This window comes from Vibrio sp. 10N.247.310.24 (assembly GCF_041467175.1).
Classification (GTDB): domain Bacteria; phylum Pseudomonadota; class Gammaproteobacteria; order Enterobacterales; family Vibrionaceae; genus Vibrio; species Vibrio tasmaniensis_A.
In genome coordinates this window covers 1-26931 of sequence record NZ_JBFSUD010000027.1, presented here as the reverse complement: position 1 = coordinate 26931, position 26931 = coordinate 1, and the positions used below count along the sequence as shown (strand labels likewise).

General features: G+C 44.3%; 21 protein-coding genes. 11 read left to right on the top strand and 10 right to left on the bottom strand.

The window, feature by feature from the left end; genetic code table 11:
* Positions 1–7: 7 nt before the first annotated feature.
* Together AB6E08_RS10655 and polA are read left to right on the top strand one after the other, a co-directional pair.
* Positions 8–448, top strand: a complete 441-nt coding sequence (locus tag AB6E08_RS10655) for a GNAT family N-acetyltransferase (protein ID WP_372064284.1) — start codon at positions 8–10, stop codon at positions 446–448.
* Between the two features lie 693 nt (positions 449–1141).
* On the top strand, positions 1142–3955 hold the full coding sequence (gene polA, locus AB6E08_RS10650; RefSeq protein ID WP_372064282.1) for a DNA polymerase I: 2814 nt from the start codon (positions 1142–1144) through the stop codon (positions 3953–3955).
* A gap of 506 nt (positions 3956–4461) precedes the next feature.
* Here the strand turns inward: polA and AB6E08_RS10645 are convergent.
* Both AB6E08_RS10645 and yihA read right to left on the bottom strand, forming a co-directional pair.
* On the bottom strand, positions 4462–5061 hold the full coding sequence (locus tag AB6E08_RS10645) for a GTP-binding protein (RefSeq protein WP_372064280.1): 600 nt from the start codon (positions 5059–5061) through the stop codon (positions 4462–4464).
* 230 nt (positions 5062–5291) lie between these two features.
* Positions 5292–5951, bottom strand: a complete 660-nt coding sequence (gene yihA / locus AB6E08_RS10640) for a ribosome biogenesis GTP-binding protein YihA/YsxC (RefSeq protein ID WP_004735573.1) — start codon at positions 5949–5951, stop codon at positions 5292–5294.
* Positions 5952–6099: 148 nt separating this feature from the next.
* Here yihA and AB6E08_RS10635 point away from each other — a divergent pair, with 148 nt between their 5' ends.
* The 5 genes from AB6E08_RS10635 to hemN all read left to right on the top strand — a co-directional run bounded on the left by AB6E08_RS10635 (position 6100) and on the right by hemN (position 10704).
* Positions 6100–6717 (top strand): cytochrome c, encoded by a 618-nt coding sequence (locus tag AB6E08_RS10635; RefSeq protein WP_372064277.1) that lies wholly within the window; start codon positions 6100–6102, stop codon positions 6715–6717.
* 557 nt (positions 6718–7274) lie between these two features.
* Positions 7275–7913 carry a class I SAM-dependent methyltransferase gene (locus AB6E08_RS10630; protein ID WP_012602994.1) on the top strand — a complete coding sequence of 213 codons (639 nt, stop codon included), beginning with the start codon at positions 7275–7277 and terminating at the stop codon, positions 7911–7913.
* On the top strand, positions 7913–8470 hold the full coding sequence (gene yihI, locus AB6E08_RS10625; RefSeq protein WP_004735577.1) for a Der GTPase-activating protein YihI: 558 nt from the start codon (positions 7913–7915) through the stop codon (positions 8468–8470). The genes AB6E08_RS10630 and yihI overlap by 1 nt, the downstream gene beginning before the upstream one ends.
* A 6-nt stretch (positions 8471–8476) precedes the next feature.
* Complete coding sequence (locus AB6E08_RS10620; RefSeq protein ID WP_372064275.1) at positions 8477–8965, top strand: DUF2489 domain-containing protein; 489 nt, start codon at positions 8477–8479, stop codon at positions 8963–8965.
* Positions 8966–9312: 347 nt separating this feature from the next.
* Positions 9313–10704, top strand: coding sequence for an oxygen-independent coproporphyrinogen III oxidase (hemN, locus tag AB6E08_RS10615; protein ID WP_009848042.1), 1392 nt, complete (start codon positions 9313–9315; stop codon positions 10702–10704).
* Between the two features lie 83 nt (positions 10705–10787).
* Here the strand turns inward: hemN and AB6E08_RS10610 are convergent, their stop codons facing one another.
* The 5 genes from AB6E08_RS10610 to glnA form a co-directional block, all read right to left on the bottom strand.
* The gene (locus AB6E08_RS10610) at positions 10788–13403 is read right to left on the bottom strand and encodes an EAL domain-containing protein (protein ID WP_372064273.1); all 2616 of its coding nucleotides are present in this window, start codon (positions 13401–13403) and stop codon (positions 10788–10790) included.
* A 108-nt stretch (positions 13404–13511) separates the two neighbouring features.
* Positions 13512–14915 carry a nitrogen regulation protein NR(I) gene (gene glnG, locus AB6E08_RS10605; protein WP_009848040.1) on the bottom strand — a complete coding sequence of 468 codons (1404 nt, stop codon included), beginning with the start codon at positions 14913–14915 and terminating at the stop codon, positions 13512–13514.
* A 120-nt stretch (positions 14916–15035) separates the two neighbouring features.
* The gene (glnL, locus tag AB6E08_RS10600; protein WP_012602997.1) at positions 15036–16112 is read right to left on the bottom strand and encodes a nitrogen regulation protein NR(II); all 1077 of its coding nucleotides are present in this window, start codon (positions 16110–16112) and stop codon (positions 15036–15038) included.
* 168 nt (positions 16113–16280) lie between these two features.
* Positions 16281–16850 (bottom strand): DUF4124 domain-containing protein, encoded by a 570-nt coding sequence (locus AB6E08_RS10595; RefSeq protein ID WP_135380890.1) that lies wholly within the window; start codon positions 16848–16850, stop codon positions 16281–16283.
* Positions 16851–17089: 239 nt separating this feature from the next.
* Positions 17090–18499 carry a glutamate--ammonia ligase gene (glnA, locus tag AB6E08_RS10590; RefSeq protein WP_009848037.1) on the bottom strand — a complete coding sequence of 470 codons (1410 nt, stop codon included), beginning with the start codon at positions 18497–18499 and terminating at the stop codon, positions 17090–17092.
* Positions 18500–19062: 563 nt separating this feature from the next.
* On the opposite strand from glnA, the gene typA reads away from it, so the two are divergent.
* Positions 19063–20895 carry a translational GTPase TypA gene (typA, locus tag AB6E08_RS10585; protein ID WP_372064269.1) on the top strand — a complete coding sequence of 611 codons (1833 nt, stop codon included), beginning with the start codon at positions 19063–19065 and terminating at the stop codon, positions 20893–20895.
* A gap of 187 nt (positions 20896–21082) precedes the next feature.
* Here typA and AB6E08_RS10580 read toward each other — a convergent pair whose 3' ends face one another.
* On the bottom strand, positions 21083–21613 hold the full coding sequence (locus AB6E08_RS10580; protein WP_371709444.1) for an AAA family ATPase: 531 nt from the start codon (positions 21611–21613) through the stop codon (positions 21083–21085).
* A gap of 20 nt (positions 21614–21633) precedes the next feature.
* On the bottom strand, positions 21634–22275 hold the full coding sequence (locus AB6E08_RS10575; protein ID WP_017099568.1) for a DUF2959 domain-containing protein: 642 nt from the start codon (positions 22273–22275) through the stop codon (positions 21634–21636).
* Positions 22276–22480: 205 nt separating this feature from the next.
* Here AB6E08_RS10575 and AB6E08_RS10570 point away from each other — a divergent pair, with 205 nt between their 5' ends.
* The 3 genes from AB6E08_RS10570 to AB6E08_RS10560 are packed head-to-tail and all read left to right on the top strand — an operon-like array spanning position 22481 to position 24780.
* The gene (locus AB6E08_RS10570; protein ID WP_012603002.1) at positions 22481–23422 is read left to right on the top strand and encodes a virulence factor BrkB family protein; all 942 of its coding nucleotides are present in this window, start codon (positions 22481–22483) and stop codon (positions 23420–23422) included.
* The gene (dtd, locus tag AB6E08_RS10565; RefSeq protein ID WP_004735590.1) at positions 23394–23828 is read left to right on the top strand and encodes a D-aminoacyl-tRNA deacylase; all 435 of its coding nucleotides are present in this window, start codon (positions 23394–23396) and stop codon (positions 23826–23828) included. The genes AB6E08_RS10570 and dtd overlap by 29 nt, the downstream gene beginning before the upstream one ends.
* A gap of 16 nt (positions 23829–23844) precedes the next feature.
* A complete protein-coding gene (locus tag AB6E08_RS10560; RefSeq protein ID WP_009848032.1) occupies positions 23845–24780 on the top strand; it encodes a bifunctional GNAT family N-acetyltransferase/hotdog fold thioesterase in 936 nt (311 codons plus the stop codon).
* 39 nt (positions 24781–24819) lie between these two features.
* On the opposite strand, the gene AB6E08_RS10555 is transcribed toward AB6E08_RS10560, so the two are convergent.
* Positions 24820–26790 (bottom strand): AsmA family protein, encoded by a 1971-nt coding sequence (locus AB6E08_RS10555; protein WP_372064266.1) that lies wholly within the window; start codon positions 26788–26790, stop codon positions 24820–24822.
* Positions 26791–26931 lie beyond the last annotated feature (141 nt).

Genomic DNA, 26931 nt, shown 5'->3' with positions numbered 1-26931 from the left:
GAAGAAGATGTCAGTCATAGTACGTGAAGGTTCACTGGAAGAGGTTGTGTCTGTTGTCGAGCAGATCTCTGAGTTTGCTAGAAAAGAGAGTGTCGCTTCACTGGCAGCTCGGCTTGAAGGGAAAAAGAGTCTGATCTTAGTGGCTGAAGAGGCGAACGTGTTACTCGGCTTTAAAATTGGTTATGAGCTTAACTCAAATACTTTCTATAGTTGGTTTGGTGGTGTGTCACCGCTTGCAAGAAATAAGGGGGTCGCACAGGCTCAATTAGATGTTCAGGAGCAGTGGGCACAAGAGCGGGGTTATGAGCAACTGAAAGTAAAATCTCGTAACCAGTTTCCTGCGATGCTGTGTTTACTATTGAAAAATGGATATCGAATAGAAAAACTGGAAGAAAAAGAAGAGATTAATGAAAATCGAATCCATTTCATGAAGCAATTATCAGCTTAATGATTTGCTTTATCGGGGGGATAAATCATTTAAAATGAATTTAATGAGATTTATTATCATTTAGTTGTTGACTATTAAATGAGAATCATTATTATTAACCCTGTCTTAGGGAATGAGGAAATGTTCACAAGGATGTTAAGTACTCAAGTATCAACTTGGTTACCCAACAGAATTCTCGCGAACTTGTACTAAGTTCTTTTTGACACGACATTGCTCACATTGCTTCCAGTGTAATTTATAGCTTTTAGGTAAAGCTGTGGTATTCAATTTGAATGGCTTTACCAGTTTTTGCTAGGCGACATCTTCGGGTGTCGCTTTTTTTATACTTCCAATTCAACAATATGCATATTTAGTGGCACGTTTTTTTATGAATAAAACGCCATCAGCATTCTTTTCCACAACGCAGGATCGTAAAAAGATCGTTGATCATATGTTCGATCTGTAAAATTATTCTTTATTTTCAGTGTGTTGCTGGTGTTTTTTGATTTGTTAACCTTACTTCTCAACAGGGTGGATAAATAATATAAACAGAGTTATCCACAGAACGCTTGCGTCTAAGAACAAAAAATAACAACAAATCGATTATAACGAATACAACCGAGTGAACGGATACAGATCGACAACATGGAATCCAACCAACAGACGTGGCATTCTTAACAGATAATTTCTGTACTTACTGGATTCACAAATATTATGGCTCGTATTCCTGATAATCCATTGATTCTGATCGATGGCTCTTCTTACCTATATCGCGCGTTCCATGCTTACCCTGGCACCATGAGCAACGGTGATATCCCAACGAACGCTGTTTATGGTGTAGTTAACATGCTACGCAGCATGATGCGTCAATTTGCTTCTGATCGTATTGCGGTTATTTTTGATGCGAAAGGGAAAACGTTCCGTGATGACATGTACCCAGAGTACAAAGCAAACCGCCCACCTATGCCTGACGATCTTCGTTGCCAGATAGAACCATTGCACAATGTGATTCGTGCGATGGGTTTGCCACTTATCTCTATTCCTGGCGTTGAAGCAGATGACGTGATTGGTACGCTTGCTTCTCAAGCTTCTGCGATGGGGATGCCTGTACTTATCAGTACTGGTGATAAAGATATGGCGCAGTTAGTTGATGACAACGTTACTCTGATCAACACCATGACCAACGTGGTAATGGATCGCGAAGGTGTGATTGAGAAGTTTGGTATCCCGCCAGAACTGATCATCGATTATTTGGCACTGATGGGCGATAAAGTCGATAACATCCCTGGTGTTCCGGGTGTGGGTGACAAGACAGCGACGGCTTTACTACAAGGCATTGGTAGTATCGAAAAGTTGTATCAGAATCTTGATGATATTGCGGCGCTTGGTTTCCGCGGTTCGAAGACGATGGCTAAGAAGCTGGCTGATAATAAAGCCAATGCTGACATGTCCTACGAGCTTGCAACAATTAAGCTAGATGTTGAGCTTGAAGAGACGGCTGAATCATTGGTAAAAGCGCAACCAAATACGGATGAGTTGATCAAGCTATACGGCCAACTGGTTTTCAAATCTTGGTTGAACGAGCTCCTTGAAGGTGGCAGTGGTGTGGTTGAGGCAGCTGAAAAATCTGCCGCAGCGGGAGCTGGTGCGGTACGCAACAGTGCTTCTTCAGCAATGTCTACTGTAGAGATGAATACGTCTGCCGTGACGATTGATCGCAGCAACTACGAAACGATTCTAGATGAAGCGTCATTCAATGTTTGGTTAGAAAAGCTTAAAGCAGCTGAATTGTTTGCTTTTGATACTGAGACAGACAGCCTTGATTACATGGTTGCGAACCTGGTTGGCCTGTCATTCGCGACTGAAGAAGGCGTTGCCGCTTACGTACCGGTTGCTCATGATTACCTAGATGCACCTCAACAGCTGGATCGTGATTGGGTACTTGAACAACTTAAACCGATTCTTGAAGATGATGCTCAAGCTAAAGTGGGTCAAAACCTGAAATACGATATGAGTGTGCTAGCGCGCTACGGTATCGAAATGAAGGGTATTAAACATGACACCATGTTGGCGTCTTACGTTTTCAATAGCGTAGGTGGCAAGCATGACATGGACAGCCTAGCGCTGCGTTTCCTTCAGCACAGCTGCATCTCATTTGAGCAAATCGCAGGTAAAGGTAAGAAACAGCTTACTTTCAACCAGATTGAACTGGGTGAGGCGTCTCCATACGCTGCAGAAGATGCTGATGTGACATTACGTCTTCATAACCGCCTGATGGAAAACATTGAGCAAGATGAAAAGCTAAAAACCATCTATGAAGAAATCGAAGTACCACTGATTCCTGTGATGTCTCGCATTGAACGCACAGGTGTATTCATTGATGACATGTTGTTAGGGGCTCAATCGCAAGAGATTGCGGTTCGTCTGGATGAGCTAGAGCAGAAAGCTTACGAGATAGCAGAGCAAGAGTTCAATATGAACTCGCCAAAACAACTGCAAGCGATCCTGTTTGAGAAAATGGGTCTGCCAGTTATCAAGAAAACGCCATCAGGTGCACCTTCAACCAACGAAGAAGTGCTTCAAGAGCTGGCGCTTGATTACCCGTTACCTAAGTTGATCATTGAGTATCGTGGTCTTGCGAAGCTTAAGTCGACGTACACAGATAAACTGCCGAAGATGATCAACGCTGAGACTGGTCGTGTTCATACGTCTTATCATCAAGCGGTGACCGCGACGGGCCGTTTGTCTTCGACTGATCCAAACCTACAGAACATCCCAATTCGTAATGAAGAAGGTCGTCGTATCCGCCAAGCATTCGTTGCACAGCATGGTTGGAAGATTCTAGCGGTCGATTACTCTCAAATTGAATTGCGTATCATGGCGCACCTATCGGGTGATAAAGCGCTGCTGGAAGCATTCCAACAAGGCAAAGATATCCACGCGGCAACGGCTGCTGAGATCATTGGTGTTGATATTGAGAGTGTGACCACTGAGCAGCGTCGTCGTGCTAAAGCGGTTAACTTTGGTCTTATCTACGGCATGAGTGCTTTTGGTTTGGCTAAGCAGCTAGGTATTCCTCGTGGCGAAGCACAACACTACATGGATACTTACTTTGAGCGTTACCCAGGTGTGATGCAGTATATGGAAGACACACGCAGCGCGGCTTCAGAGCAAGGCTTTGTTGAAACCATTTACGGTCGTCGTCTGCACCTTCCTGAGATTCAATCTCGAAATGGCATGCGTCGTAAGGCTGCTGAACGTGCGGCAATCAACGCGCCAATGCAGGGCACAGCAGCAGATATCATTAAGAAAGCGATGCTGTTGGTTGATGAATGGATTCAAGCGGAAGGCGATGGTCGTGTGAAACTGCTTATGCAAGTACACGATGAATTGGTCTTCGAAGTGGAAGAGTCAGCTTTAGCCGAAATTGAAAGTAAAGTACAAGAATTGATGGAATCCGCCGCAGAGCTAGAAGTACCGCTTGTCGCGGAAGCTGGCCACGGTGACAACTGGGATCAAGCCCACTAATCAGTTTTTGACCTTATTGAGTAAATTAGTATGAGCCAGTGCACAAACACTGGCTTTTTTTTGTCTCGAATAAAGTTAAGTCATAAGAAGGTTTTGGGTGTTTTAATAAAACGTTCATGAAAAAAAACTACAAAAATGGTTTTCATTTCTGAGCAATTGTTGTACATTAAATCTTGTAGGGTACAGAGGTAAGATGTTCTATCTTTCAGACCTTTTGTTTCACGTTATTGGATTAGGCTGATTCAGCCGCCCCAGTCAGTATTTGACTGGGGCGTTTTTTCTTGTGCGAAAGAAAAATATCTCCAACCTACTATTCCCCGTAAAATCTCCCATTTTTAGTGCCTTTTGTTACGTTTCCCCCAAGCTGCATGATAAACACTTGATTGCCTTAGATCTGGAATTCAATCAGCAATTGGTAATTTTAATCCGTCTCTAAGTGCATTGTTTTATTCTTGAAAATAACTTTTATTTTACAAGTGACTCATAATACATTGATCGTTTACGTCTTATTTATCAGTACATTGAGTGGTTGAATGATCAATGTAGTCCATGATTTCCTGTTGTTTCTCTGTGCTGTATTTCAGAGCTTCGGCCGTGATCTGGATAGATTGCGCCATAGAAGAGATATTGTTGGTCGCTTCCACCAAGGTTTGCTGCATGGGTTTTAGGATAAGTAGATAGATAGCGGTCAACGCGATAACAATGACAGTGATAACGGCTGCCAACGCAATAATGATTTTAGTTTGGATATCATCTAGCAGTAATTGACTGGTTTTCTTAAAGGCGAGTCGAGATTGGTCTAAGACTTGTGGGAGTTGATTGAGTGATGTCTTGGTGGAGCTCGCAAGCTGATTGATGCTTTCAACGGTTTGATTCAAGGCTTGTTGTTGGTCATTGCTGAGGTTGGGGTTGTTGACTATCGCCTGCAAAGATTGCGATATCACCTCAAGAGACTCACTCGCGTCTTTTGCGTACCTTTCCATACCATCTAGGTCTAAGGTCATATCGACATTGATTAATGGGACTTGTTCTTGTTCTGCTTCAGAGGCAAACCCTGTCAGTGAGATCAACATAAGTGCAATGATGGCCAATGGTGTTTTCCACATGAGTATTCCTTTCTCATTGTTCTGTTTATTTAGATGTGTCTTTTAGTATGGTTCACTTCTCTCGTTTCTAACTGATTAATCTTGTCTTTAATTCTCAAGACTTAGGTTTAACTCACTAATTTTTTGGCAAAAAAATACCCCACCTATATAAGGAAGGGTATTAATAAGGCTAAATCACTTGCTGTAAGTGCTTTAACTTCTAATTATAGATAAAGCTATAGATAGAAGAACTACTCTGAGTCGTTGTGCTCTTCGTCCGCTAGCTCATCAATGATTTGATCAGCAAACACTGGGGCAAACCACTCATCCATCTTGGCACGCAGTTGATCAACGCCGATACCCTTCATTGAAGAGAAGACATCAACCGCAACATCACCACCGAAAGATTTCGCATCATTACGGATTTTCAGTAGCTGTGCTTTACGCGCACCACTTTTCAGTTTGTCTGCTTTTGTTAACAAAACTTGTACTGGGATGCGGCTATCGATAGCCCAGTAGATCATTTGTTGGTCAAGGTCTTTCATTGGGTGACGGATATCCATCAATACCACTAAACCTTTCAGGCTTTCACGTCGTTGTAGGTATTCGCCTAGCGACTTCTGCCATTTTTTCTTCATCTCAAGCGGGACTTGAGCAAAGCCATATCCTGGTAAATCGACGATATGACAACCGTCCGTTACCTTAAATAGGTTAATTAGCTGAGTTCGACCGGGTGTTTTACTGGTTTTCGCCAAGCCTTTTTGGTTTGTAACGCGATTTAGCGCGCTAGATTTACCAGCATTGGAGCGTCCTGCAAACGCAATTTCGATCCCTTCGTCTTCTGGTAAATGACGAATATCAGGTGCACTGGTAATGAAATGCGTGTTTTGATAATGAATTTTTACGCTCACTGTTAACTCCATCTCGACTTTGTGTAGTCGATTGATTACTTTTTTGTGAATTTGTGTAAAATAACCGTGCTCGGCATAAGGTCGCCTATTGTACCATGAGTGGCAACATAGAGTGGTACTGGAAGCTTGATAATTATAATGGAATGTCATGAAGAAATTAGCGCTAATTTTGAGTCTTTTAGCCAGCTGCTCAGTATGGGCTCAAGGTAGTATTGAAGCTGGTAAAGCCAAATCACAAACATGTGTTGCCTGCCACGGTGCTGACGGCAACAGTCTGATCACTCAGTACCCTAAGCTGGCTGGTCAACATGAGAAGTACCTAGAGAAGCAGTTAAAAGAGCTTAAGCTCGGTATGACTAGTGGTGGTAAGCAAGGTCGTAATGAACCTGTAATGGGTGCAATGGCGATGTCTTTATCTGAAGAAGATATGGCTGACCTAGCGGCATACTACGCATCTCTCCCTATCTCTAGTAACTCTACTCCTGAAAATGTAGTAGATGAAGGTAAGGTTCTTTACACTGCGGGTAACGCAGAACGCGGCGTAACGGCTTGTATTGCTTGTCACGGCCCTCGTGGTAATGGTACCGAACTTTCTGGTTTCCCTAAGATTTCAGGTCAGCACGCAGATTACATCAAGGCTCAACTTGAGAAATTCCGCGATGGTAACCGTAATAACGACATGAATGCGATGATGCGTGATGTAGCTAAAAAGTTAACAGACGCAGATATTGATACCTTATCGAAGTACGTTGGTGGTTTACACTAATATGTCGGTTTCTTGCTCTTAGCCAGAGCAATGAAATGTACGTTCGAGCGAGATTGAAGAGACGCCCCGATCAGTAATGGTTGGGGCGTTTTCTTTTGTATTGATTTTATATATCCGGTTTGTGTTAATGTCTAATTTATCAATGCTTGTTCGAATTGTGTACAAAAGTGTGAGCTCGCACTCTTGTAGTCTTTTTGTAAAAAGGTAAAGTAGCCGCCATCAGCTAGGAGCTGACTTAGATACGGATGGTCATCTAGTCTAACGGTATAGACAGAAACGGATCAGGCTAGGACAGCCCAGCAACAAGGTGTTAGAAAAGGATAGCCAAAACTCATCAGGACGATGAACAACAAACAAATTTGGCATGGAAAGCACCAATAACAAATGGAGATTTGTGTACCAAGTTGAGTATGCAAATTTTGGCCGATATAGGCAGATTTAGAGAGCGATAGGTTTTCCTATCGCTTTTTTTATTGATTTGATGAAAAAACACCCAATACCTCTCCACTATAAACTCAGTTTCTGGTATGTTTCGCATCCCTGTTTAAGGATGTGCTATGTATACTTGTCCCTTATGCCATCACCAAGGCGTGAATCACTATTTTGAAGACAAACGCAGAGCCTATCTGCAGTGTCAGCAATGTGAACTGGTATTTGTTAAACCTGAACAAAGGTTAGAAGCAAAAGAAGAAAAAGCACACTATGATCTCCATGAGAACGATCCTAGTGATGCAGGCTATCGCCGTTTTCTATCTCGCATCGCGGATCCACTAACAGACAAAATTTCATCTAACTCACAAGGGTTGGATTTTGGTTGTGGCCCAGGCCCTACGCTATCTATTATGTTAGAAGAAGCCGGACACACCATGGAGTTGTACGATATCTATTACCACCCAGAAGCTTCTGTGTTGGAAAAAACGTATGACTTTATGACTGCCACGGAGGTGATAGAGCATCTTTACCACCCAGACAAAGTGTGGCAGCAATGGTTGAATTTAGTTAAACCCAAGGGCTGGATTGGTCTTATGACTAAGCTAGTAATAGACGTAGACGCGTTTGCTGGTTGGCACTACAAGAATGACCCGACACATGTCGTCTTCTTTAGTCGTCAAACATTCCAGTTTTTGGCAGAGCGGGATAAGCTCGAACTAGAATTTTTTGGAAATGATGTAATTTTACTGAGGAAAGTGCAGTAATGGGTCGTAGTAAGAAATCAAGAAAACCGGGAGCACTTGGCGCTCCGGAACCTATGGTTACTCGTAACCGTAGTGAATCTGATGTTGAAGGTCGTGAACGTAAGCGTGTTAAAAAGCGTAAAGGCCTTAAGTCTGGCAGCCGTCACTCTGATGGTAGCGAAGCAAAACAGCGTAAAGCTGCACTAGCTCGCGACCCTCGTTTGGGCAGCAAGAAAAAAATCCCGCTGATTGTTGAACCAGCGAAGAAGTCGACGAAACAAGAGCGCAAGCTATCTAACGAACAAGAGTTAGAGATGCTTGAGAATGATGCTCAACTGAACACATTGCTAGATCGTATCGAAAATGGTGAAAACCTAGGTGCTGGTCTGCAGAAGTTTGTTGATGAGAAACTTGATCGTATCGAACACCTAATGGGCCGCTTAGGTCTGCTAGAGCCAGAAGACGATGAAGAAGAGATCTTCGAAGAAGCACCTGTTGCCTCTAAGAAGAAAGCAAGCTCTGACGAAGACTTGCTATCTCAATTCGAAGATTTCGACTTAGACAGCTTTAAAGGTTAATAGCCAATGAACGTAACCTTATTAGCAATTGCTGGTGGAATTATCATTCTCGGCTTGGGCTCTTACGCAGGTTACCTTCTACTTCAAGTGAAGAAGCAGACGGAGTTGCAAAAGCAGCATCAAGCACTTGCCATTGAAAAACGTAACGCGACGATTTACGAAAACGTAAATACTTTATGCTTAGCGGGTATTCAAGGCCAGTGTGACTTACCTGAGATCAGTATTCGAGTGTGTATCATTATGGATAACGTTCAGAGTGATGAGCGTGTTGATTTTGATTCTGAATATCCTGCTCTTTCTGAGCTGTACCATATCGTAAAAGATATGGCTCGCGGAGATGCAAGACAGGAACTGACGAAGAAAGATCGCATGCAGCAGAATCTCACGCGCCATAAGGCAGAGACTCGCTTGAATGATGCGGTCATCGAAGATTTGAAAAGGTTGCAGGAGAAGGTTAAGCCTCTCAACAACCAAATCAACATTCAGATGATCTAGTCACTAAGACTATTTAATGTAGAGGCTTGTTTAATACTCTATTTTTAAGACGTGCTGCTTTTAATACCTATGCCTTTAAGACACTTTGCCTTAAAGGCATATTGTTTTTAAGTCGTCTTGCTTTTTAATAGACAATGTTAAATGAGCTTTCTTACCTTTTGCGTCTCGTTAATTCCGACGCTTTGTTAGTGATCAAGCTAGCAGTTCTGAGTTTTTGTCTGAAAAATTGATTTTGTCTTGGAACGACCTTACTGGTCGTGTGGCAAAATAACCCGTCTATATTTTAATGTATGTAAAATGATTTGAGAGACCTTAGGTTCTCGCGGATCTAAATTGGAAGTACCGCTATGTCGAGCAAGCCAGTAACAACGAATCAGCAAATCGTTTGGGATCAAGAAATCTTAAACAAGTACAACTATTCGGGACCTCGTTACACCTCATACCCAACTGCGTTGGAGTTTCATGAAGCGTTTACTGTCGCTGATTACGACATGGCGTGTACTCAATATCCTGATCGTCCACTCTCTCTTTACGTGCATATCCCATTTTGTCACAAGCTTTGTTACTACTGTGGTTGTAATAAAGTCATTACTCGTCACTCGCATAAAGCGGATGAGTACTTGGATGTGATTGAACATGAAATCCGCCAGCGCGCCTCTTTATTGAATGGCCGTAAAGTGACTCAACTGCACTTCGGTGGTGGTACACCAACGTTCTTGACCAAAACACAAATCACTCGTTTGATGGGCATTTTGCGTGAAGAGTTTAACTTCACCGCTGACGCTGAAATCAGTATTGAAGTTGACCCGCGTGAGATTGAGCTAGACGTACTTGACCACCTTCGAAATGAAGGCTTCAACCGCCTGAGCATTGGCGTGCAAGACTTTAATAAAGAAGTACAGAAGCTGGTTAACCGTGAGCAAGATGAAGAGTTCATTATTGCAATGGTTCAACGTGCGACAGAGCTAGGCTTCCGTTCAACTAACCTGGATTTGATCTACGGCCTACCAAAGCAGACTCAAGCTTTGTTCGCTGAAACATTGAAGCAAGTGTTAGAAATGAAGCCGGGCCGTTTATCTGTATTTAACTACGCACACATGCCGCAACTGTTTGCTGCGCAGCGTAAGATAAAAGATGAAGACCTACCTGAAGCGAAAGAGAAGATGGCTATCTTACAAGATACTATCGAGACGCTAACCGGTGCGGGTTACCAGTTCATTGGTATGGATCACTTCGCACTACCTGAAGATGAGCTAGCCGTAGCACAACGTGAAGGTATTCTGCATCGTAACTTCCAAGGCTACACGACCCAAGGTGAAGCTGACTTAATTGGCTTCGGTGTTTCTGCGATTTCTATGGTTGGTGATGCTTACGCACAAAATCAGAAAGAGCTGAAGAAGTACTACGCTCAGGTGAATGACCTGCGTCATGCACTTTGGAAAGGTGTTGCTCTAGACAGTGACGACCTTCTACGTCGTGAAGTGATCAAGCAGCTGATTTGTAACTTCAAGCTTGATAAAACAATGATCGAATCTGAGTTCTCGGTTAACTTTAATCGCTACTTCAAAGAAGATTTAGAGCTTCTACAAACCTTTATCAACGATGAGTTGGTTGAAGTCGATGACAAAGAAATCCGCGTGACTTTGCGTGGCCGTTTGCTGATCCGTAACATCTGTATGTGTTTTGATAAATACCTACGTGCCAAGGCTCGCCAACAGCAATTCTCTCGCGTCATCTAATAAATCGATAGAGAATAGAAACATAAAAAATGCCAGCATCATGCTGGCATTTTTGTATCTGACTCATTCGATTTGTGCCTGATTTAGGCGAGGTTCTCTTTGGTGCTCTGTTTGGCCTCTGCGTTTTGTTCGATTTCGTTATTCGTTTTAAACTTGGCATTTTGCTTGGTGCCGAGGTCGGTAGGCCATTGGTCAAACGGAACTGGACGACTGTATAAGAACCCTTGAGCTAACGGACATTGAAGCTGCTTGAGTAGTTCAGCTTGTTGTTGTGTTTCAACGCCTTCTGCTACCAAACTTACTTTGAAACCCTTGGTGATGTTGACGATGGCCGCGACGATGGAGCTGTCTAGGTTCTCTTTTTCCAACTTACTGACGAAGCTGCGATCGATCTTTAAGCAATCAAATGGCAGTTTGTGTAAGTAAGCCAGTGACGAATAGCCGGTACCAAAGTCATCAATTGCAATCGAGATACCTAGTGCTTTTAGCGTCAGCATATTATCGATGATGGTTTGGTCATTGTCGACGATGCGTGATTCAGTGATCTCTAGCGTCAGGTTTTGGGCTGGTAATTTGGTGTCACGCAGCGTGCTTTTAACCAATTCAATGAATCCGCTTTCACTCAGTTGGTCGACAGATAGGTTAACGTGAATAGAGAAGTCTTTATTCCATTTTCCAGACTCAATCGCGATTGCGGTATCTCGACATGACTTGTGCAAAATCTGCTTACCAATGTCGTAGATCAATCCTGTTTCTTCTGCTAAAGGAATGAACTCCAAAGGTGAGATTATACCCTCGTCCGTTACCCAACGAGCCAAAGCCTCGGCACCTATGGTAGCTCCAGATTCAAGGTCGATTATAGGCTGATAGAAAGGCTCGAACTGCTGAAGATCAATTGCCTTGTTAAGACGTGCCAGCATCTTGGTACGATATCTCGATGCTTTGCCCATTTCTGGGTTGTAAATACTGACACTGGTTTTGTCTTGCTTTGCGTTGCTCAAGGCTATACTGCTGTTGCGTAGCAGCAGTGTAATGTCGTTGACGTTCGAGACATTCACGACCCCCATTGATACTTTGATGACCACGCTTTCTGATTCCATGGCAAATGGGGAGGTAAAGATTCGAAGTAAGCGGCTCGTCAGTAGCTGGACATCATCTATTTGATTGATGTTAGGAGCGTAAATCGCAAATTCATCCCCGCCAGTTCGAGCTAACAGGAAGTTCGATGGCAGCGTACCTCTTAAACGAGCAGCCGCAATGATAAGTAGTTGGTCACCATTGAAATGGCCGAGGCTATCATTAATATCTCGAAAGCGGTCAATACCAATTAAGTAAAGTGTACCTTTTTCGTTTTCAGGGTTTTTCTTGGCTGTATCAATAAAGCCTTCACGACTATACAGTTTAGTTAATGAGTCATAGGTAAGTTGAGCCTGTAACGCCTGAAAAGAAGCCTTTAAATTGTTGGTCATCTCATTAAATGACGCAGTTAACATGCTAATTTCATAGATATTGCCTGTTTTTGGCATGCTCGTATCCCAGTCACCTTTGGCGAGACGCTTTGCTGCCCCTGCTGTAGAAGTGATGGGTTGAGTTACGCGATTAAAGGCAATTAATCCAGCGATAATACCAATGCAACTGAGCGTTAGACCGAGTAACCAGCTGTTTCTTTGGTTTTTTGGTAATTCACCAAGTAGGCTACTTTCAGGGATCGACATACCAATAATCCAAGTGATGCCGTACTCATCTTCATAAGGGGTAAGTTGATTGAAATATCGTTCGTTATCTAAATTAAAACTAAAGCGCTGCACATTTAAATCATCGATTAGATGAAACTTATCTACATAACGGGCACTTTCACGTATTACCGCGTTAGCACTCTCTGTTGCTAACAAGCGCTGGCCTTTGTCTGTTTGTCCTGTTCCCCAAGAGACCACGCTGCCTCCGCCCGAATGAGCGACTAAGCGCTGTTGCTTATCAATAATATAAACAGAGGCATCCGTTTTGTCTTTGAGATCCTTGAGAAAAGCATTAAAGGTGTTGATCTTAATATCGCTGGCAAGGACACCTTTGAGCTCGTTATCACTATAGATAGGAGCAAGAGCCGATAAAGTGATCTCTTGTCGTTCATCTGCATTGGCATAAATTGATGACCATAATGCCTTGTTCTGTGCTACGACAGGTGTGTACCAAGGGCGAACTCTTGGGTCGTAAGCTGAAATCACGGTTCGAATGTCTTCGCTAATCGTGTGGCCACGATAAATGACCAGCTGGCCTTGGGTTCGGTCATCTCGGGCCATCAAAGTGTAGCCGTTGTTAACTTCTTTTCGAAAACCGACGTAGCTACCGTCTGCAGAGCCAAAACTAATCACATCTAGTTGGGGAACAGCTTGGAAATGACGAGAAAATTTATAAAGGATGTAGTCTTGAACCTGACTAAGATCTCCCTCTTTATAAAGGTTGTGATAACCGATGTTATGACTTAGTGAAAGGTTAGCGTGAAATGGCTTTTCTAAAAAATCGGCAAGGCTTTGATGAACGTTATCAGTGAGTGATGTTAGTTGGCGCGCACTAATATCACTCACCATCTCCTTGTAGCTTTGCTTTTGAGTGAAAATCATTACGCCCATAGTGAAGAGAAATATCATCACGAATGGCAGAACCACTGCGGTTCTCAAGGTAATTTGTGTTTTCAAAGACATCTTTAGCTACAGTTTGGATAGATAGTGTACTGTAATTGTACCGATACTATTCAAAGCAAGCGACACTTTTTTAGCTTTAAAAAATATGTATATAGAGGCATATAAGGATCAGTACAACTCTTTGAGTTTACGAGTCAGGGTATTTCTTCCCCATCCTAAAACTTTCGCTGCATCTTGTTTATGGCCATTAGTATGGTTGAGTGCGGCCTCTAATAATATACGTTCAAACTCGGGTAGAGCATAAGTCAGCAGCTCTTTTTCGCCGGAATCAAGCGCACTCTTGGCCCAATTAGCCAGCAGTTGTTGCCAATTACCATCAGTACCTTCGCTGATCACAACCTTCTCTTCTAACAACTCAGGAGGCAGATCCGAAGGAAGTATTTCACTACCACTTGCCATTACTGTTAACCAACGACAAATGTTCTCAAGCTGACGCACGTTTCCCGGCCAATTGAGCTGATTGAGCTTCAGAATGGTCTCTGGGTGTAGTGTCTTCACTTCTACACCAAGCTCTTCAGCGGCTGATGCTAGGAAGTGGTGAGTCAGCTTTTCAATGTCCTGTTTACGTTCGCGCAGTGCCGGAATATGGATTCGGATAACGTTGAGTCGATGGAAAAGGTCTTCACGGAAACCACCGTCATGTACTAAGCGCTCAAGATCTTGGTGGGTTGCGGCAACGATACGAACATCGACCTTGACCGCAGAATGTCCACCTACGCGATAAAACTGGCCATCAGACAGCACGCGCAGTAGTCGAGTCTGAATATCGAGTGGCATGTCGCCAATCTCATCAAGAAACAGAGTACCCCCGTTGGCTTGCTCGAAGCGTCCTTGGCGAACACTGTTAGCACCGGTAAAGGCGCCTTTTTCGTGGCCAAACAGTTCTGACTCGATGAGATCTTTGGGAATCGCAGCCATGTTCAGGGCGATAAAGGGCTTTTTCGCTCTTGGGCTGTGACGATGTAAGGCGTGTGCGACTAGTTCTTTACCTGTACCTGACTCACCATTGATCAGTACGGAAATGGATGACCGAGACAAACGACCAATGGCGCGGAAGACTTCCTGCATCGCAGGCGCTTCGCCAATGATTTCTGGCGCGTTGGTGTCTTCTACTGCTTCACTCGCCTGTTCTCGCTTTTGCTCTTGGCTGTGGGCGATTGCTCGTTCTACTAAAGTCAGTGTCTCATCGATATCGAACGGCTTAGGCAGATACTCAAAAGCGCCTTTTTGATAAGCATTGACCGCAGCATCAAGGTCTGAGTGCGCGGTCATAATGATCACTGGCAGGTCGGGAGAGCGTTGATGAACCTGATGCAAAAGCTCAATACCGTCAATGCCGGGCATGCGAATGTCGGACACCAAAACGTCTGGTGTCTCGCGCTCAAGAGCAAGTAATACGCTCTCTGCATCAGCAAATGTTTCACACTTTATATCCGCAGATGAAAGTGTTTTCTCTACTACCCAGCGGATAGAGCTGTCGTCATCGACGACCCAAACGTATCCCTTACTCATAATTCAATTCCTTTGCAGCCAAATCTATTGTGATAATCATTGTTGTTTTTATGGTGTCTCTAATCTTTGTGATACAGAGTTAAGCCTTCACCTCACTGTCCAATAGCGAGGCTTTGTGACCTAAATCGGTAAGTAAATCGTGAATGTGGTGTTACCCGGCCAGCTTTCAACATCAATTTTCCCATTGTGCTGATCGATCAGGTTTTGAGATATCGATAGCCCTAGCCCTGTGCCTCCTTCTCGTCCGCTGACCATTGGGTAAAACAGGGTGTCTTTCAATTCATCGGGGATACCCGGGCCGTTGTCGCAGATCTCAATGCGAGCGGCGAGTTTGTGTCGCTGACCATGAATGTTTGCTTGATGCACCGTTCTGGTGCGAATGGTGATTTTTCCTGATTCTTGAGCTTTCAGAATCTGAGCTGCGTTGCTCACTATATTGAGCATCGCTTGTTCTACCTGTGCTGAATCCATCAAGATGTCCGGTAGGCTCGGGTCGTAGTCTCGTTCGATGACGAGTGTTGAACCTGATTCTAGCTCGACGAGTTGCCTTACTTTTTCAAGTATTTGGTGAAGGTTCTCTTCCGATTTGGTCCCCGGTTTCTGTGGGCCAAGCAGGCGATCGACCAAAGCTCTCAGGCGGTCGGCTTGTTCAATAATGATCTGCGTATATTCATTAAGGGACTGATCAGGGAGCATTTTACCAAGTAGCTGCGCGGCTCCTCTTAATCCGCCCAATGGATTCTTAATCTCATGGGCTAATCCGCGTACCAATAGTTTAGCCGCTTGTTGTTGTGCGTGTTGGTTGAGCTCTTGGCTGAGGCGTCTTTGTTGGTCTATCTTGCGCATCTCAACCAATAACAGCGTTTCTCGCTGCCAAGATATTGGGCTCACTGTTACCTCAAGCATTAGTGGGCGGTTATCAACCACAAAAGTAACGTCACTGTCGGTAATGCTTTGGCCACTTTGTAGCGGTTGAGTCAACAGCGCTAAATCCAGTGAGGCGTGCTGGATAAGTTGGCTCAGAGGGTGATCAACGATACGTCGTGCACTTTGCGAAAAGAGTTGTTCAGCCGCCGGGTTGGCATATCGAACATACAGTTGCTCATCGAGCATCAATGTTGAGGTCACCATATTGTCGAGAATGGCGCTGGAAAGATGATGTGTATCTATGCTGTCGCTTTTGGCTGATCGATTCACTATTTCGTCCTTGAACTGGTGTTTTTCTCACCGCACCAAGTTGGTGCGAAGCTAAGTTCAAGTATGGCGCATATCAACCAGAAGCTAAAGATAATTCATTAGAGTCGCTGAAAGCTGCTTCGATCAGGTGAAAAATAGAGGTAATTTGGCCTCTTTTAACACATTGGCTTACTTGAGCGTCGCTCGATGTAAATACACGGTGACTGGACTAGTAGATGCAATAAGCTTGCCGCTTCTATGTGCTTGAATTGCAATGGTGTGAGTGCCTCGATCGATACCTTTCAATTCCCAATTAGGTTGGGTTTGTGGAGCGCCATAACGACGACCATCGAGCATCAATTGCAACTGCTCTCCAATACCAAGCTTGCGGTTGAGTTCTATTTTTATTGGGATTAAGCCACGGTTGCTGCGGATGGTTTGATCATGAACTGGAGTCAGCATGCTGAGGGCTAACTGAGCGGGTACCTCTCGTTTCGTGTTATCCGTTTTTTCCTGAGCTTGAGCTGGTGTTGCCGTTTTAGCTGTAGAGGGATCTGCAGCGTCAACAGGCGTTGAGGCCTCAAATTTAGGGGCTGGCGCGGAAGCTTGTACGTCAGGTAGACGAAGAGCCTCCGCACCTTGATCGGTAGGGGTATCACTAAAGTGAAGCACACCATCCTCATCTTCCCAGGTGTACACCGTTTGAGCAGAGCACGAGAATGCGACTGTTAATCCGATTAGGAACAGTATGTTTTTCATATCGTTAGCCTCTTTCCATCGTTAGGTGTTTTCACGTTTGACGTTAGTTTTGTTATTGATTTTATTGTATTTATAGCAACAGCCTCTAAGGGCTTTGTTTAAGATATGGTACGAGGAAGCAGGGGGAGGGAGAATAGAAAAAAGGCCCGCCTGCGAGGCGAGCCTAATATTTTTTAGTGCTTCTTACATGTTGCAATAGCTTTTACTGCAGTAAGAATTACATGCTAACCGACTAAGGATTAAACTGAGTAGTACAGTTCAAACTCAAGTGGGTGTGTAGCCATGTTCACGCGCTGTACGTCGTCAGATTTCAGTGTGATGTAAGAATCGATGAAGTCGTCAGAGAATACGCCACCAGCAGTTAGGAACTCACGGTCTTCGTTAAGTGCTGCTAGAGCACCTTGTAGAGATTCTGCAACTGTTGGGATTTCAGCTGCTTCTTCTGCAGGAAGGTCGTATAGATCTTTATCCATAGCTTCGCCAGGGTGGATCTTGTTCTTAATACCGTCAAGGCCAGCCATAAGCATTGCTGAGTAGCATAGGTATGGGTTAGCTGCTGGGTCACCAAAACGTAGCTCGATACGACGTGCTTTCGGGCTTGGTACTACTGGGATACGGATAGAAGCAGAACGGTTACGTGCTGAGTAAGCAAGCATTACAGGTGCTTCGAAACCAGGTACAAGACGCTTGTATGAGTTCGTTGATGGGTTAGCAAATGCGTTGATTGCGCGAGCGTGCTTGATTACACCACCGATGTAGTAAAGAGCCATTTCAGATAGGCCGCCGTACTTATCACCAGCAAACAAGTTTTGTCCATCTTTGTTCAATGACATGTGAACGTGCATGCCAGAACCGTTGTCACCAACTAGTGGCTTAGGCATGAATGTCGCTGTTTTGCCAAATGCGTGCGCAACGTTGTGTACAACGTACTTGTAGATTTGAGTCTCATCCGCTTTTGTTGTTAGCGTGTTGAAGCGAGTTGCGATTTCGTTTTGACCCGCAGTTGCAACTTCGTGGTGGTGAGCTTCAACAACTAGGCCCATCTCTTCCATTACTAGACACATTGCTGAACGGATATCTTGAGATGAATCGACAGGAGCTACTGGGAAGTAACCGCCTTTAACGCCAGGACGGTGACCTTTGTTACCGCCTTCGATGTCAGAACCTGTGTTCCAAGCTGCTTCTACATCATCAATTTTGAAGAAAGAACCAGACATGTCGTTTGAGAACTTAACGTCATCGAATAGGAAGAATTCTGGCTCTGGACCCACTAGAACTGTGTCTGCGATACCCGTAGAACGTAGGTATTCTTCAGAACGTTTAGCGATAGAGCGTGGGTCTCGGTCGTAGCCTTGCATTGTTGCAGGCTCAAGGATGTCACAACGGATGTTAAGCGTTGCATCTTCTGTGAATGGGTCCAGTACAGCAGAAGCTGCGTCTGGCATCATTACCATGTCAGATTCATTAATGCCTTTCCAACCAGCTACTGAAGAGCCGTCAAACATTTTGCCTTCTTCGAAGAAGTCTGCATCAACTTGGTGAGAAGGAATAGAGATGTGCTGCTCTTTACCTTTTGTATCAGTAAAACGTAAGTCGATAAATTTAACTTCGTTCTCTTGGATCAGGGATAGTACATTTTCTACTGACATCTTGGATAACCTCCAGTGTTATTAATTCGGTATTAGCTCGATTCGGTTGAAACCAGCATTAATTAATGTCTGTACGTGCATTAATCGATGCTGATTTATCTATAGCCAAAAACGTGCCAAAAAAATTATTCCATTAATTTCAATGATTTACTTGTTTTCTTGATTTGCGAACTCTGACTTTTGCACCAAAATGATCTTTGGTTGCACGATATTGGTGCAACTATTTATCTGTGCACCAATATGAGACATAAGCGAACACCATTCAGCAATGAATTGCCTAAGTTGTCAATCCACTTTTGTTATTTTACCTGAGATTTGGTTGCCCACTTCGCGGGTGATACTTTTCGATAACCCTACGAATTAGTCGACTAGACACTGTACGGAACCAAAGTTAAGCGGATATGAATCGCTAATAAAGAAAAAAGCCTTGGTTCAGATCACATATTTCTGGGTTTTTGTCTAGAATCTGGTATATTATTGACCGTTTTTTAAATCAAGCTAGCGGTTATTATCCAAACTTTTGAGATAAGTGACGGCTACTTTTATGAGTGAATCGAGAATCCATGTCTACTCCACAGATTGATAAGTTAAGAAATATCGCGATCATCGCGCACGTTGACCACGGTAAAACGACTTTGGTTGATAAACTACTACAACAGTCAGGCACTCTTGAGTCTCGTGGTGAAGCTGAAGAGCGTGTCATGGATTCGAATGACATCGAAAAAGAGCGTGGCATTACAATCCTTGCTAAGAACACAGCAATCAACTGGAATGATTACCGCATCAACATCGTAGATACTCCGGGACACGCGGACTTCGGTGGTGAAGTTGAGCGTATCATGTCTATGGTTGATTCTGTTCTGCTTATCGTTGACGCAGTTGATGGCCCAATGCCTCAAACTCGTTTCGTAACGCAAAAAGCATTCGCACACGGTCTTAAGCCAATCGTTGTAATCAACAAGATTGACCGCCCAGGCGCTCGTCCTGATTGGGTTATGGATCAAGTATTCGACCTTTTCGACAACCTAGGTGCTACAGATGAGCAACTAGACTTCACCGTTGTTTACGCTTCAGCTCTAAACGGTTGGGCAACAATGACTGAAGGCGAAACTGGCGAGAACATGGAACCATTGTTCCAAGCTGTTGTTGATACAGTAGAAGCACCAGCAGTTGACCTTGACGGTCCACTACAAATGCAAATTTCGCAACTTGATTACAGCTCTTATGTAGGTGTTATCGGTGTTGCTCGTGTTACTCGTGGTTCTGTTAAGCCAAACCAACAAGTAACTATCGTGAATGCTGAAGGCAAAAAACGTAACGGTAAAGTAGGTACTGTACTTGGTTACCTAGGCCTTGAGCGTCACGAAGTAGAACAAGCTAACGCTGGCGACATCATTGCAATCACAGGTCTTGGTGAGCTGAAAATTTCAGACACTATCTGTGATGTAAACACTGTTGAAGCAATGGAACCTCTATCTGTTGATGAACCAACAGTAACAATGACTTTCCAAGTAAACACTTCTCCGTTCGCGGGTAAAGAAGGTAAGTTTGTAACTTCACGTAACATCCTTGAGCGTCTTGAAAAAGAATTGGTTCATAACGTTGCACTACGTGTTGAAGAAACTGAAAGTCCAGACCGTTTCCGCGTATCAGGCCGTGGTGAACTTCACCTTTCTATCCTGATCGAAAACATGCGTCGTGAAGGTTTCGAGCTAGCAGTATCTCGTCCAGAAGTAATCATCAAAGAAGAAGATGGTCAGAAAATGGAACCGTTCGAAACGGTTACTATCGATGTAGTTGAAGAGCACCAAGGTGCGATCATGGAAAGCATCGGTCTACGTAAGGGTGAGCTAACAGATATGGCACCAGATGGTAAAGGCCGTGTTCGCATGGACTTCATGATGCCTTCTCGTGGTCTTATCGGTTTCCAAACTGAATTCCTTACAATGACGTCTGGTTCTGGTCTTATTTACCACTCGTTCGATCACTACGGTCCTTACAAAGGCGGTATCATTGGTCAACGTAACAACGGTGTTCTAATCTCGAACGCGACTGGTAAAGCACTGACTTACGCATTGTTCTTCCTTCAAGCTCGTGGTCGTCTATTTACAGAGCACGCTGATGAAGTTTATGAAGGTCAAGTAATCGGTATTCACAACCGTTCAAACGACCTGACAGTAAACTGTCTAAAAGGTAAGCAACTAACGAACGTTCGTGCATCTGGTACTGATGAAGCACAAGTTCTTTCTCCACCGATCAAGCACACTCTAGAGCAAGCTCTTGAGTTTATCGATGAAGATGAACTAGTAGAAGTAACGCCACTAAACGTACGTATCCGTAAGAAACTTCTTACTGAAAACGAACGTAAGCGTGCTGCTCGCCCTGCTAAAGACTAATTGTCTGCAGGTTAGCTTCTAGCTAACAAGCCATACGTTTTAGAATAAGTAAGAAAGCCCCGAGTAGCCTAGCTGCTCGGGGCTTTTGTTTTTTAGTTAGTTTAGATTCGAGTAAACGAGATGCGAGATACGAAGGGCATTCAAGTATTCGTTATCCTCAAGAGGGAGGAACGGCTGAGTTGGGTAGTTAGCTTTTGATACCTAGGTGGCTTTTAACAAATAGAGCCCGTTCTTTGACTGGCAAAAATGGCACCTCGACTATCGCATAGCCAAGCTCTTGGTAGACTCTGACTAACGCGCAGTGAATCTCTAGTGCTTCTTCAAAGGGATAAGGGCGCACTTCATCTTGAACATAGATAGAAGCTTCAGGGCGGCAGAATAGGACTTGGGAGTGATAGTCTTGGCTCGCTTCTCGGTAGTTCTCATCAATCTCAAGGTTCGCCTGAGCTAAGTAACCACAGATATCTGGAATCGCACGGTCAAGAAACGCTACCGGTTGCTGCCTCGCTTGCTCTTTTTGCTCACTCATCAATATTAAGCACAAGTGAGCAAACCCCGGAAGATCTAACCAAGGCAAGATACCGTTCTCAAGTTGGCTCTGCTGTTCTATCAGGTGGCGAGAGGACTCTGCGAAGGTTGGGTAACCCATGTCACCCAAGGCGTTAATCAGAGTTGTTTTTCCGGCTCCGGGACCGCCAGTAATAATGATAGGCTTCATCGTGTCCTGTCTCTGAAACGTTATTTTTGGTTGAGTTGTGCTAAGAACTTATCCGACTCAGCTATCGCAGCATTCATCTGTGTTATTGCGTAGGCGATGTCTTTTTCTAAGCTCATAAACTCTCCCTGCAATGAACCAACGGCACTCGCATTGAGGTTGTGTTTGAGATAAAGCGTGTTGTCGCGAAGAGTGTTGAGTACCGGATCCATTTTCTTCTCAGCCCGTTTCATCGCTGAAAGCATGGTCTGGTAAGATGATTTGGTTTCACGCAGCTTTTTCTCACTTGAACGACGCAGTGAATCGCTGGTGTAAAGGTCCAACTCTCCCTGCCATTCTGCAAATAGCGCATCCGACACATCTTCAATCGCAGCAATGCGGTCACTGACATTTTGTGCGGCTTTTTCACTGTCTTGGTATTTATCATTAATCTTGTTGTACATGTCTTCAAGGTCGCCGCCACTAAAATTAGTTAGGCTACTCAAAGCTTCAAGTGCGCTAGTAAACTCTTCTTGAGCGTCCTGTTGCGACTCTTTAGCGTCTTCCACTCTATCAACCATAATGTCACGCTTGTGGTAACCCACTTGCTCCATGGCGGAGTAATAAGCTGATTGGCATCCAGTAAGAGTAAAAATAGAGAGGACTATAACTATTAAATAAGGCATCCTAGTTTCCTATAGTTAAATAATATCAATCGTAGTAAATAACTGCTCAACCTAGCTTGTTAAAATGCTCGATAACGGCGTTAGAATTTTTGATTGTAGAATGACTACTTATCGAAAAACTCTTCCTTGTTCTCAAGCCTTTTTCCTACGCTATTTTCGAACATTTACTTACTGTGATTAATATAACGGAATATTAATTAGGACTATGAACGAGTTACCAGGGAGTTACAAGTTGAAGATAAAAAAGGCAGCTACAGGAAGCATCCAGTTTTCCCGCTATCTTCTTACGCGGATGACGCACGATAGAGTTAATGTGAATGCAGGGTACTTGGCGTACATTACTTTGCTCTCGATCGTACCGATGTTGACGGTTTTGCTCTCTATTTTGTCGTCATTTTCAGTTTTTGCTGATGTTGGTTTAGTGATTCAAAACTTCGTTATTACCAACTTTGTTCCCGCTTCCGGGGATGCGGTGCATGGTGCTTTACTGGAGTTTGTTGCTAATACCGGCAAGATGACGGCGGTGGGCAGTGTGTTCTTATTCATTGCCGCTCTGATGCTGATCTCCAATATTGATAAAAACCTAAACTACATCTGGCGAGTAACGGAAAAGCGACGTGCTGTGTTGTCTTTTTCGATGTATTGGATGGTGCTAACACTTGGGCCTATTTTGATCGGAGCGAGCATTGCTGCAACGTCGTATGTGACATCATTAAACTTGTTACAAAACGAAGTCGTGTCGAGTGCTTTTAATACCGTGATTCGCAAGCTCCCTTTGATTACCTCATTCTTTGCGTTTTTCGGTCTGTATCTGTTGGTTCCCAACAAAAAGATTCACTTTTCTCATGCGGCAGCTGGCTCTCTAGTGGCGGCTCTGTTGTTCGAACTCAGCAAGAAAGGCTTTGCAGCTTACATTACTCAGTTTCCGTCTTACCAGTTGATTTATGGCGCATTAGCGGCGATTCCCATTCTTTTTGTTTGGGTCTATTTGTGCTGGTTGATTGTGTTAGTGGGTGCTGAAGTGACGGCCGCGTTGGGCGAGCAGGAACAGTGGAGTGACTCTCAAGAAATGGTACACTCGTCGGATAAAGACAAAATTACAGAGCAAGGAAACAACAGTGATAGCACTGATCCAGAGAGTAAGTGAAGCTGCCGTCCGTGTTGATGGCGAAGTAGTGGGTGAGATTGAGCAAGGCTTATTAGTTCTGTTAGGTGTAGAAAAAGGTGATGACGAAGCCAAAGCCAAACGTTTGATGGAACGAGTGACCACTTATCGTGTCTTTGGAGATGAAGACGATAAAATGAATCTCAACGTGAAACAGGTGGAAGGCAAGGTACTCGTGGTGTCTCAATTCACTTTGCCAGCTGACACCAAGAAAGGGACACGAGCTGGATTTTCTCGCGGTGCTCACCCAGAAGATGCAGAGCGTCTTTACAACTACTTCTCTGACCAATGTGAATCAGTGTTGCCAACGGAACGTGGCCGATTCGCAGCCGACATGAAAGTGTCTTTGGTTAATGATGGCCCAGTGACATTCTGGCTGCAGGTTTAGGCTTAAAGGAATAAGCATGTTTAAACTCATAACCCCGACCACCGAAAATCAACTGAACAAGTATTACCATTTTCGTTGGCAAATGCTCCGTGAACCTTGGCGAATGCCGGTCGGTTCAGAGCGCGATGAATATGACCCAATGAGTCACCATCGCATGATTGTTGATGGTCGAGGTCGCCCGATGGCGATTGGTCGTCTCTATATCACCCCAGATCTAGAGGGGCAGATTCGCTATATGGCGGTGAAGAACTCTCGCCAAAGCAAAGGCATGGGCTCACTTATCTTGGTTGCGCTAGAGTCACTGGCACGTCAAGAAGGTGCGAAGCGTTTGGTGTGTAATGCTCGTGAAGATGCGATCTCATTCTATGAGAAGAATGAGTTTGAGCGTCGTGGTGAGATTAACGACCAACGTGGGCCTGTGCGTCACCAACAGATGGTAAAACCTCTTGATCCAATGGCTGATGTACTGCGCAAACCAGAATGGTGTAATGAGCTTCAGCAGCGCTGGGAGCATCAGATTCCGATCAGTGACAAGATGGGCATCAAGATTAACCAATACACGGGTTATCAGTTCGAGTGTAGTGCTCAGTTGAATCCAAACCTTAACCCTCATAACACCATGTTTGCTGGCTCAGCCTTTACCTTGGCGACCTTAACCGGTTGGGGTATGACTTGGTTACTAATGAAGGAGCGTGGGTTGACAGGTGATATTGTACTAGCAGATAGTAATATTCGTTACCGTCATCCAGTTGAGCAAAACCCAGTGGCATCCACGTCATTGGATGGGATCAGTGGCGATTTAGATCGCCTCGCGTCTGGAAGAAAAGCTCGTATCATCATTCACGTGACCATTAACAGTGGCGACGTGGAGGCGGTTGAGTTTACGGGAACCTATATGCTGATCCCTGACTACAAAAAGAGATTATCAACAGACTCCAACGTAAGCGTATAGCTGACAATGGCTAGCAGATAAAGATACAGATAGAAGGCGCTACTCTTGTGGAGTGGCGCTTTTTTGTTGGCAGTCGTTAATCTCGGAATACTCAGCTTGGGTGAGCTTTCCTGATATTTGGTGGCATGGGTCGGATAGTGAAATAGAGAGAGTGTGTTGCTCGGTTTTTAGCAAGTCGAGCTCTCCAGAAATTTCGCCATTTAACGTTTGAATCCTTTGTTCGCTTTGCTCTGCTGCCGATGCACCAATAATGTGCACTGGTTCAAGTGTGAAGCGTCCACGGTCAAAATTCGCATTGAGCTCTGGGATTTCAAATACGTTATCAGTCGATGTTTCAGAAAGCTTATCATTAAAGGTCATCACACCTTGGCGAACGCTACCAGTGAGTTGACCTGTTGTGGAATAGCCGAGCATTAATGAATCGCCGTATAAACCCGCAGCTTGAAGTTCAAATTCGCCATAACCGGTTGCGTCGAGCGGTAGTTCAAGTTGCTGTAACATGGGGGCTATCGGTAATCCATCGGCAGAGATCTCTAAGCTCCATGGCTTACTGATTTGGTTAAAGTCGAGAGTAGCATTCGCTTCAATATACCCATTCTTTAATGGTGCAAATAGGCGTGTCAGCGTCCATTTTCCTTGCTCGCTATTCATCTCAACCACTGGTTGAGCGCTAATAATGTTTTGGTAGCTGGCATCATTCGCGCTGGCCATCAGCTTTCCTTGCCACAGACCTAGCTTTCTATCTTGTAGAAGTTGAACTTGATACCCCTCGATATGTAATCCTGAGACCTGCCAGTAAGGCTTTTGTGCGAGTTGGATAAGTTGGCTGCGTTCTATGTTAATTCGGCTAATTTCGACATTCTGGAGCTGCGTGAGCCAAGGTATCAAGCGAGTGGCGGGTGGAGGGCTATCTTGGCTTTCCGTAATCCACTTTATGCCTTGCAGGTCGAGCTGCGCTAATTGAATGCTGCTAGGGGTTACTTCGCCATTAAGTTGAACAGTGCCTTGTAGGAATTGAGTATAGAAATCTTCAATCAGAATCTGGTTCGTATCTAAATTGAGCTTGATACTTGGCTCTATGAACATGTCATCATCAATGGTCACTCCCTCTGCTTGCAGAGAGAAAATGGCTTTCTGTTGCTTCCACAGCTCAAAAGGCAGTTGGATATTTTCTAGTGAGGCATCAAAAGCTGCGAGGTGGCCGTCTTGCCACTCTACATCGCTACGCAGAATATCTAAGCTATTGATGTGATTGATCTTAATGCCTGCTACATCCCACTCTTTGCATAGTAGGTTTTGGGTCTGTTTCTGATTGAGTCGTAAGCCATCGACGGTCACATTCACCAACGACCAATTTTGCTGATACTGCTCTGCTTGACCTGAAATTTTGGCACCACGCCAGTCAAACGAAGCGCCATACAGGGTGCTATCACTTGGTTTAAGATCTAGATCAATCAACAGGTTATCGAACGCTTCGCCTTGCCAATACAGCTGTGAGGCAGAAAGTTGGGTTTTTCCATAAGGTAGAAGTGAGTTGTCGTTGTTCCACGTTGGGTTGGAGATCTGAAGATCGATGCCTCGCGCGTTAAAGTCTGGGGTTGAAAAGTCGAGATTGTTGATGGCCAGCTGGTGGATCTTAATGCTTGGCTGGGTAAATAAAGAGGCGAGCGTTTCTAGGTCGTCGGCTTCTAACTGCAGTCCGCTGATCAATACTGAGTCCAAAACCAGCTTAGTTTCAAGAATAGAGTCTGAGTTGAACCAAAGGTCAACCTTGTCGATATACAGCGGTGTTTGTTTTTCAGGTTGGCTTTGGGTAATGCCCATTAAGGTGATGTGATAAGGCGCCTGGTACTCAACATCTTCAATGAGCACAGGTTGTTCAATCGCATGTTTGATAAAAAAGTTAGTAACATCCGCGCGGTATTGGGTTTGCAGGCTTAATAGCAATGCTGCGATAGTTGCAACGGCGATAGCCAACGCAATGCCGAACACCATGAATACCTTTTTCATTCCCTGAAAGCCTTAAATTTCAATCGTCTCAAAACAGAGTGGAACAAAAAGGGACAAGCAGCAACAAAAAAGCCCCTCAAAAGAGGCAACACCTATCATTTAAGGTGTTTAGATCGCACAGTGTAGCGAGTCTTACTAAAA

Excerpts from the sequence above, each read along its gene's own strand:
- AB6E08_RS10655 (WP_372064284.1), top strand. The coding sequence starts at position 8 with ATGTCAGTCATAGTACGTGAAGGTTCACTGGAAGAGGTTGTGTCTGTT.
- polA (WP_372064282.1), top strand. The coding sequence starts at position 1,142 with ATGGCTCGTATTCCTGATAATCCATTGATTCTGATCGATGGCTCTTCT.
- AB6E08_RS10645 (WP_372064280.1), bottom strand. The coding sequence starts at position 5,061 with ATGTGGAAAACACCATTGGCCATCATTGCACTTATGTTGATCTCACTG.
- AB6E08_RS10635 (WP_372064277.1), top strand. The coding sequence starts at position 6,100 with ATGAAGAAATTAGCGCTAATTTTGAGTCTTTTAGCCAGCTGCTCAGTA.
- AB6E08_RS10630 (WP_012602994.1), top strand. The coding sequence starts at position 7,275 with ATGTATACTTGTCCCTTATGCCATCACCAAGGCGTGAATCACTATTTT.
- yihI (WP_004735577.1), top strand. The coding sequence starts at position 7,913 with ATGGGTCGTAGTAAGAAATCAAGAAAACCGGGAGCACTTGGCGCTCCG.
- AB6E08_RS10620 (WP_372064275.1), top strand. The coding sequence starts at position 8,477 with ATGAACGTAACCTTATTAGCAATTGCTGGTGGAATTATCATTCTCGGC.
- hemN (WP_009848042.1), top strand. The coding sequence starts at position 9,313 with ATGTCGAGCAAGCCAGTAACAACGAATCAGCAAATCGTTTGGGATCAA.
- AB6E08_RS10610 (WP_372064273.1), bottom strand. The coding sequence starts at position 13,403 with ATGTCTTTGAAAACACAAATTACCTTGAGAACCGCAGTGGTTCTGCCA.
- glnG (WP_009848040.1), bottom strand. The coding sequence starts at position 14,915 with ATGAGTAAGGGATACGTTTGGGTCGTCGATGACGACAGCTCTATCCGC.
- AB6E08_RS10595 (WP_135380890.1), bottom strand. The coding sequence starts at position 16,850 with ATGAAAAACATACTGTTCCTAATCGGATTAACAGTCGCATTCTCGTGC.
- glnA (WP_009848037.1), bottom strand. The coding sequence starts at position 18,499 with ATGTCAGTAGAAAATGTACTATCCCTGATCCAAGAGAACGAAGTTAAA.
- typA (WP_372064269.1), top strand. The coding sequence starts at position 19,063 with ATGTCTACTCCACAGATTGATAAGTTAAGAAATATCGCGATCATCGCG.
- AB6E08_RS10580 (WP_371709444.1), bottom strand. The coding sequence starts at position 21,613 with ATGAAGCCTATCATTATTACTGGCGGTCCCGGAGCCGGAAAAACAACT.
- AB6E08_RS10575 (WP_017099568.1), bottom strand. The coding sequence starts at position 22,275 with ATGCCTTATTTAATAGTTATAGTCCTCTCTATTTTTACTCTTACTGGA.
- AB6E08_RS10570 (WP_012603002.1), top strand. The coding sequence starts at position 22,481 with ATGAACGAGTTACCAGGGAGTTACAAGTTGAAGATAAAAAAGGCAGCT.
- AB6E08_RS10560 (WP_009848032.1), top strand. The coding sequence starts at position 23,845 with ATGTTTAAACTCATAACCCCGACCACCGAAAATCAACTGAACAAGTAT.
- AB6E08_RS10555 (WP_372064266.1), bottom strand. The coding sequence starts at position 26,790 with ATGAAAAAGGTATTCATGGTGTTCGGCATTGCGTTGGCTATCGCCGTT.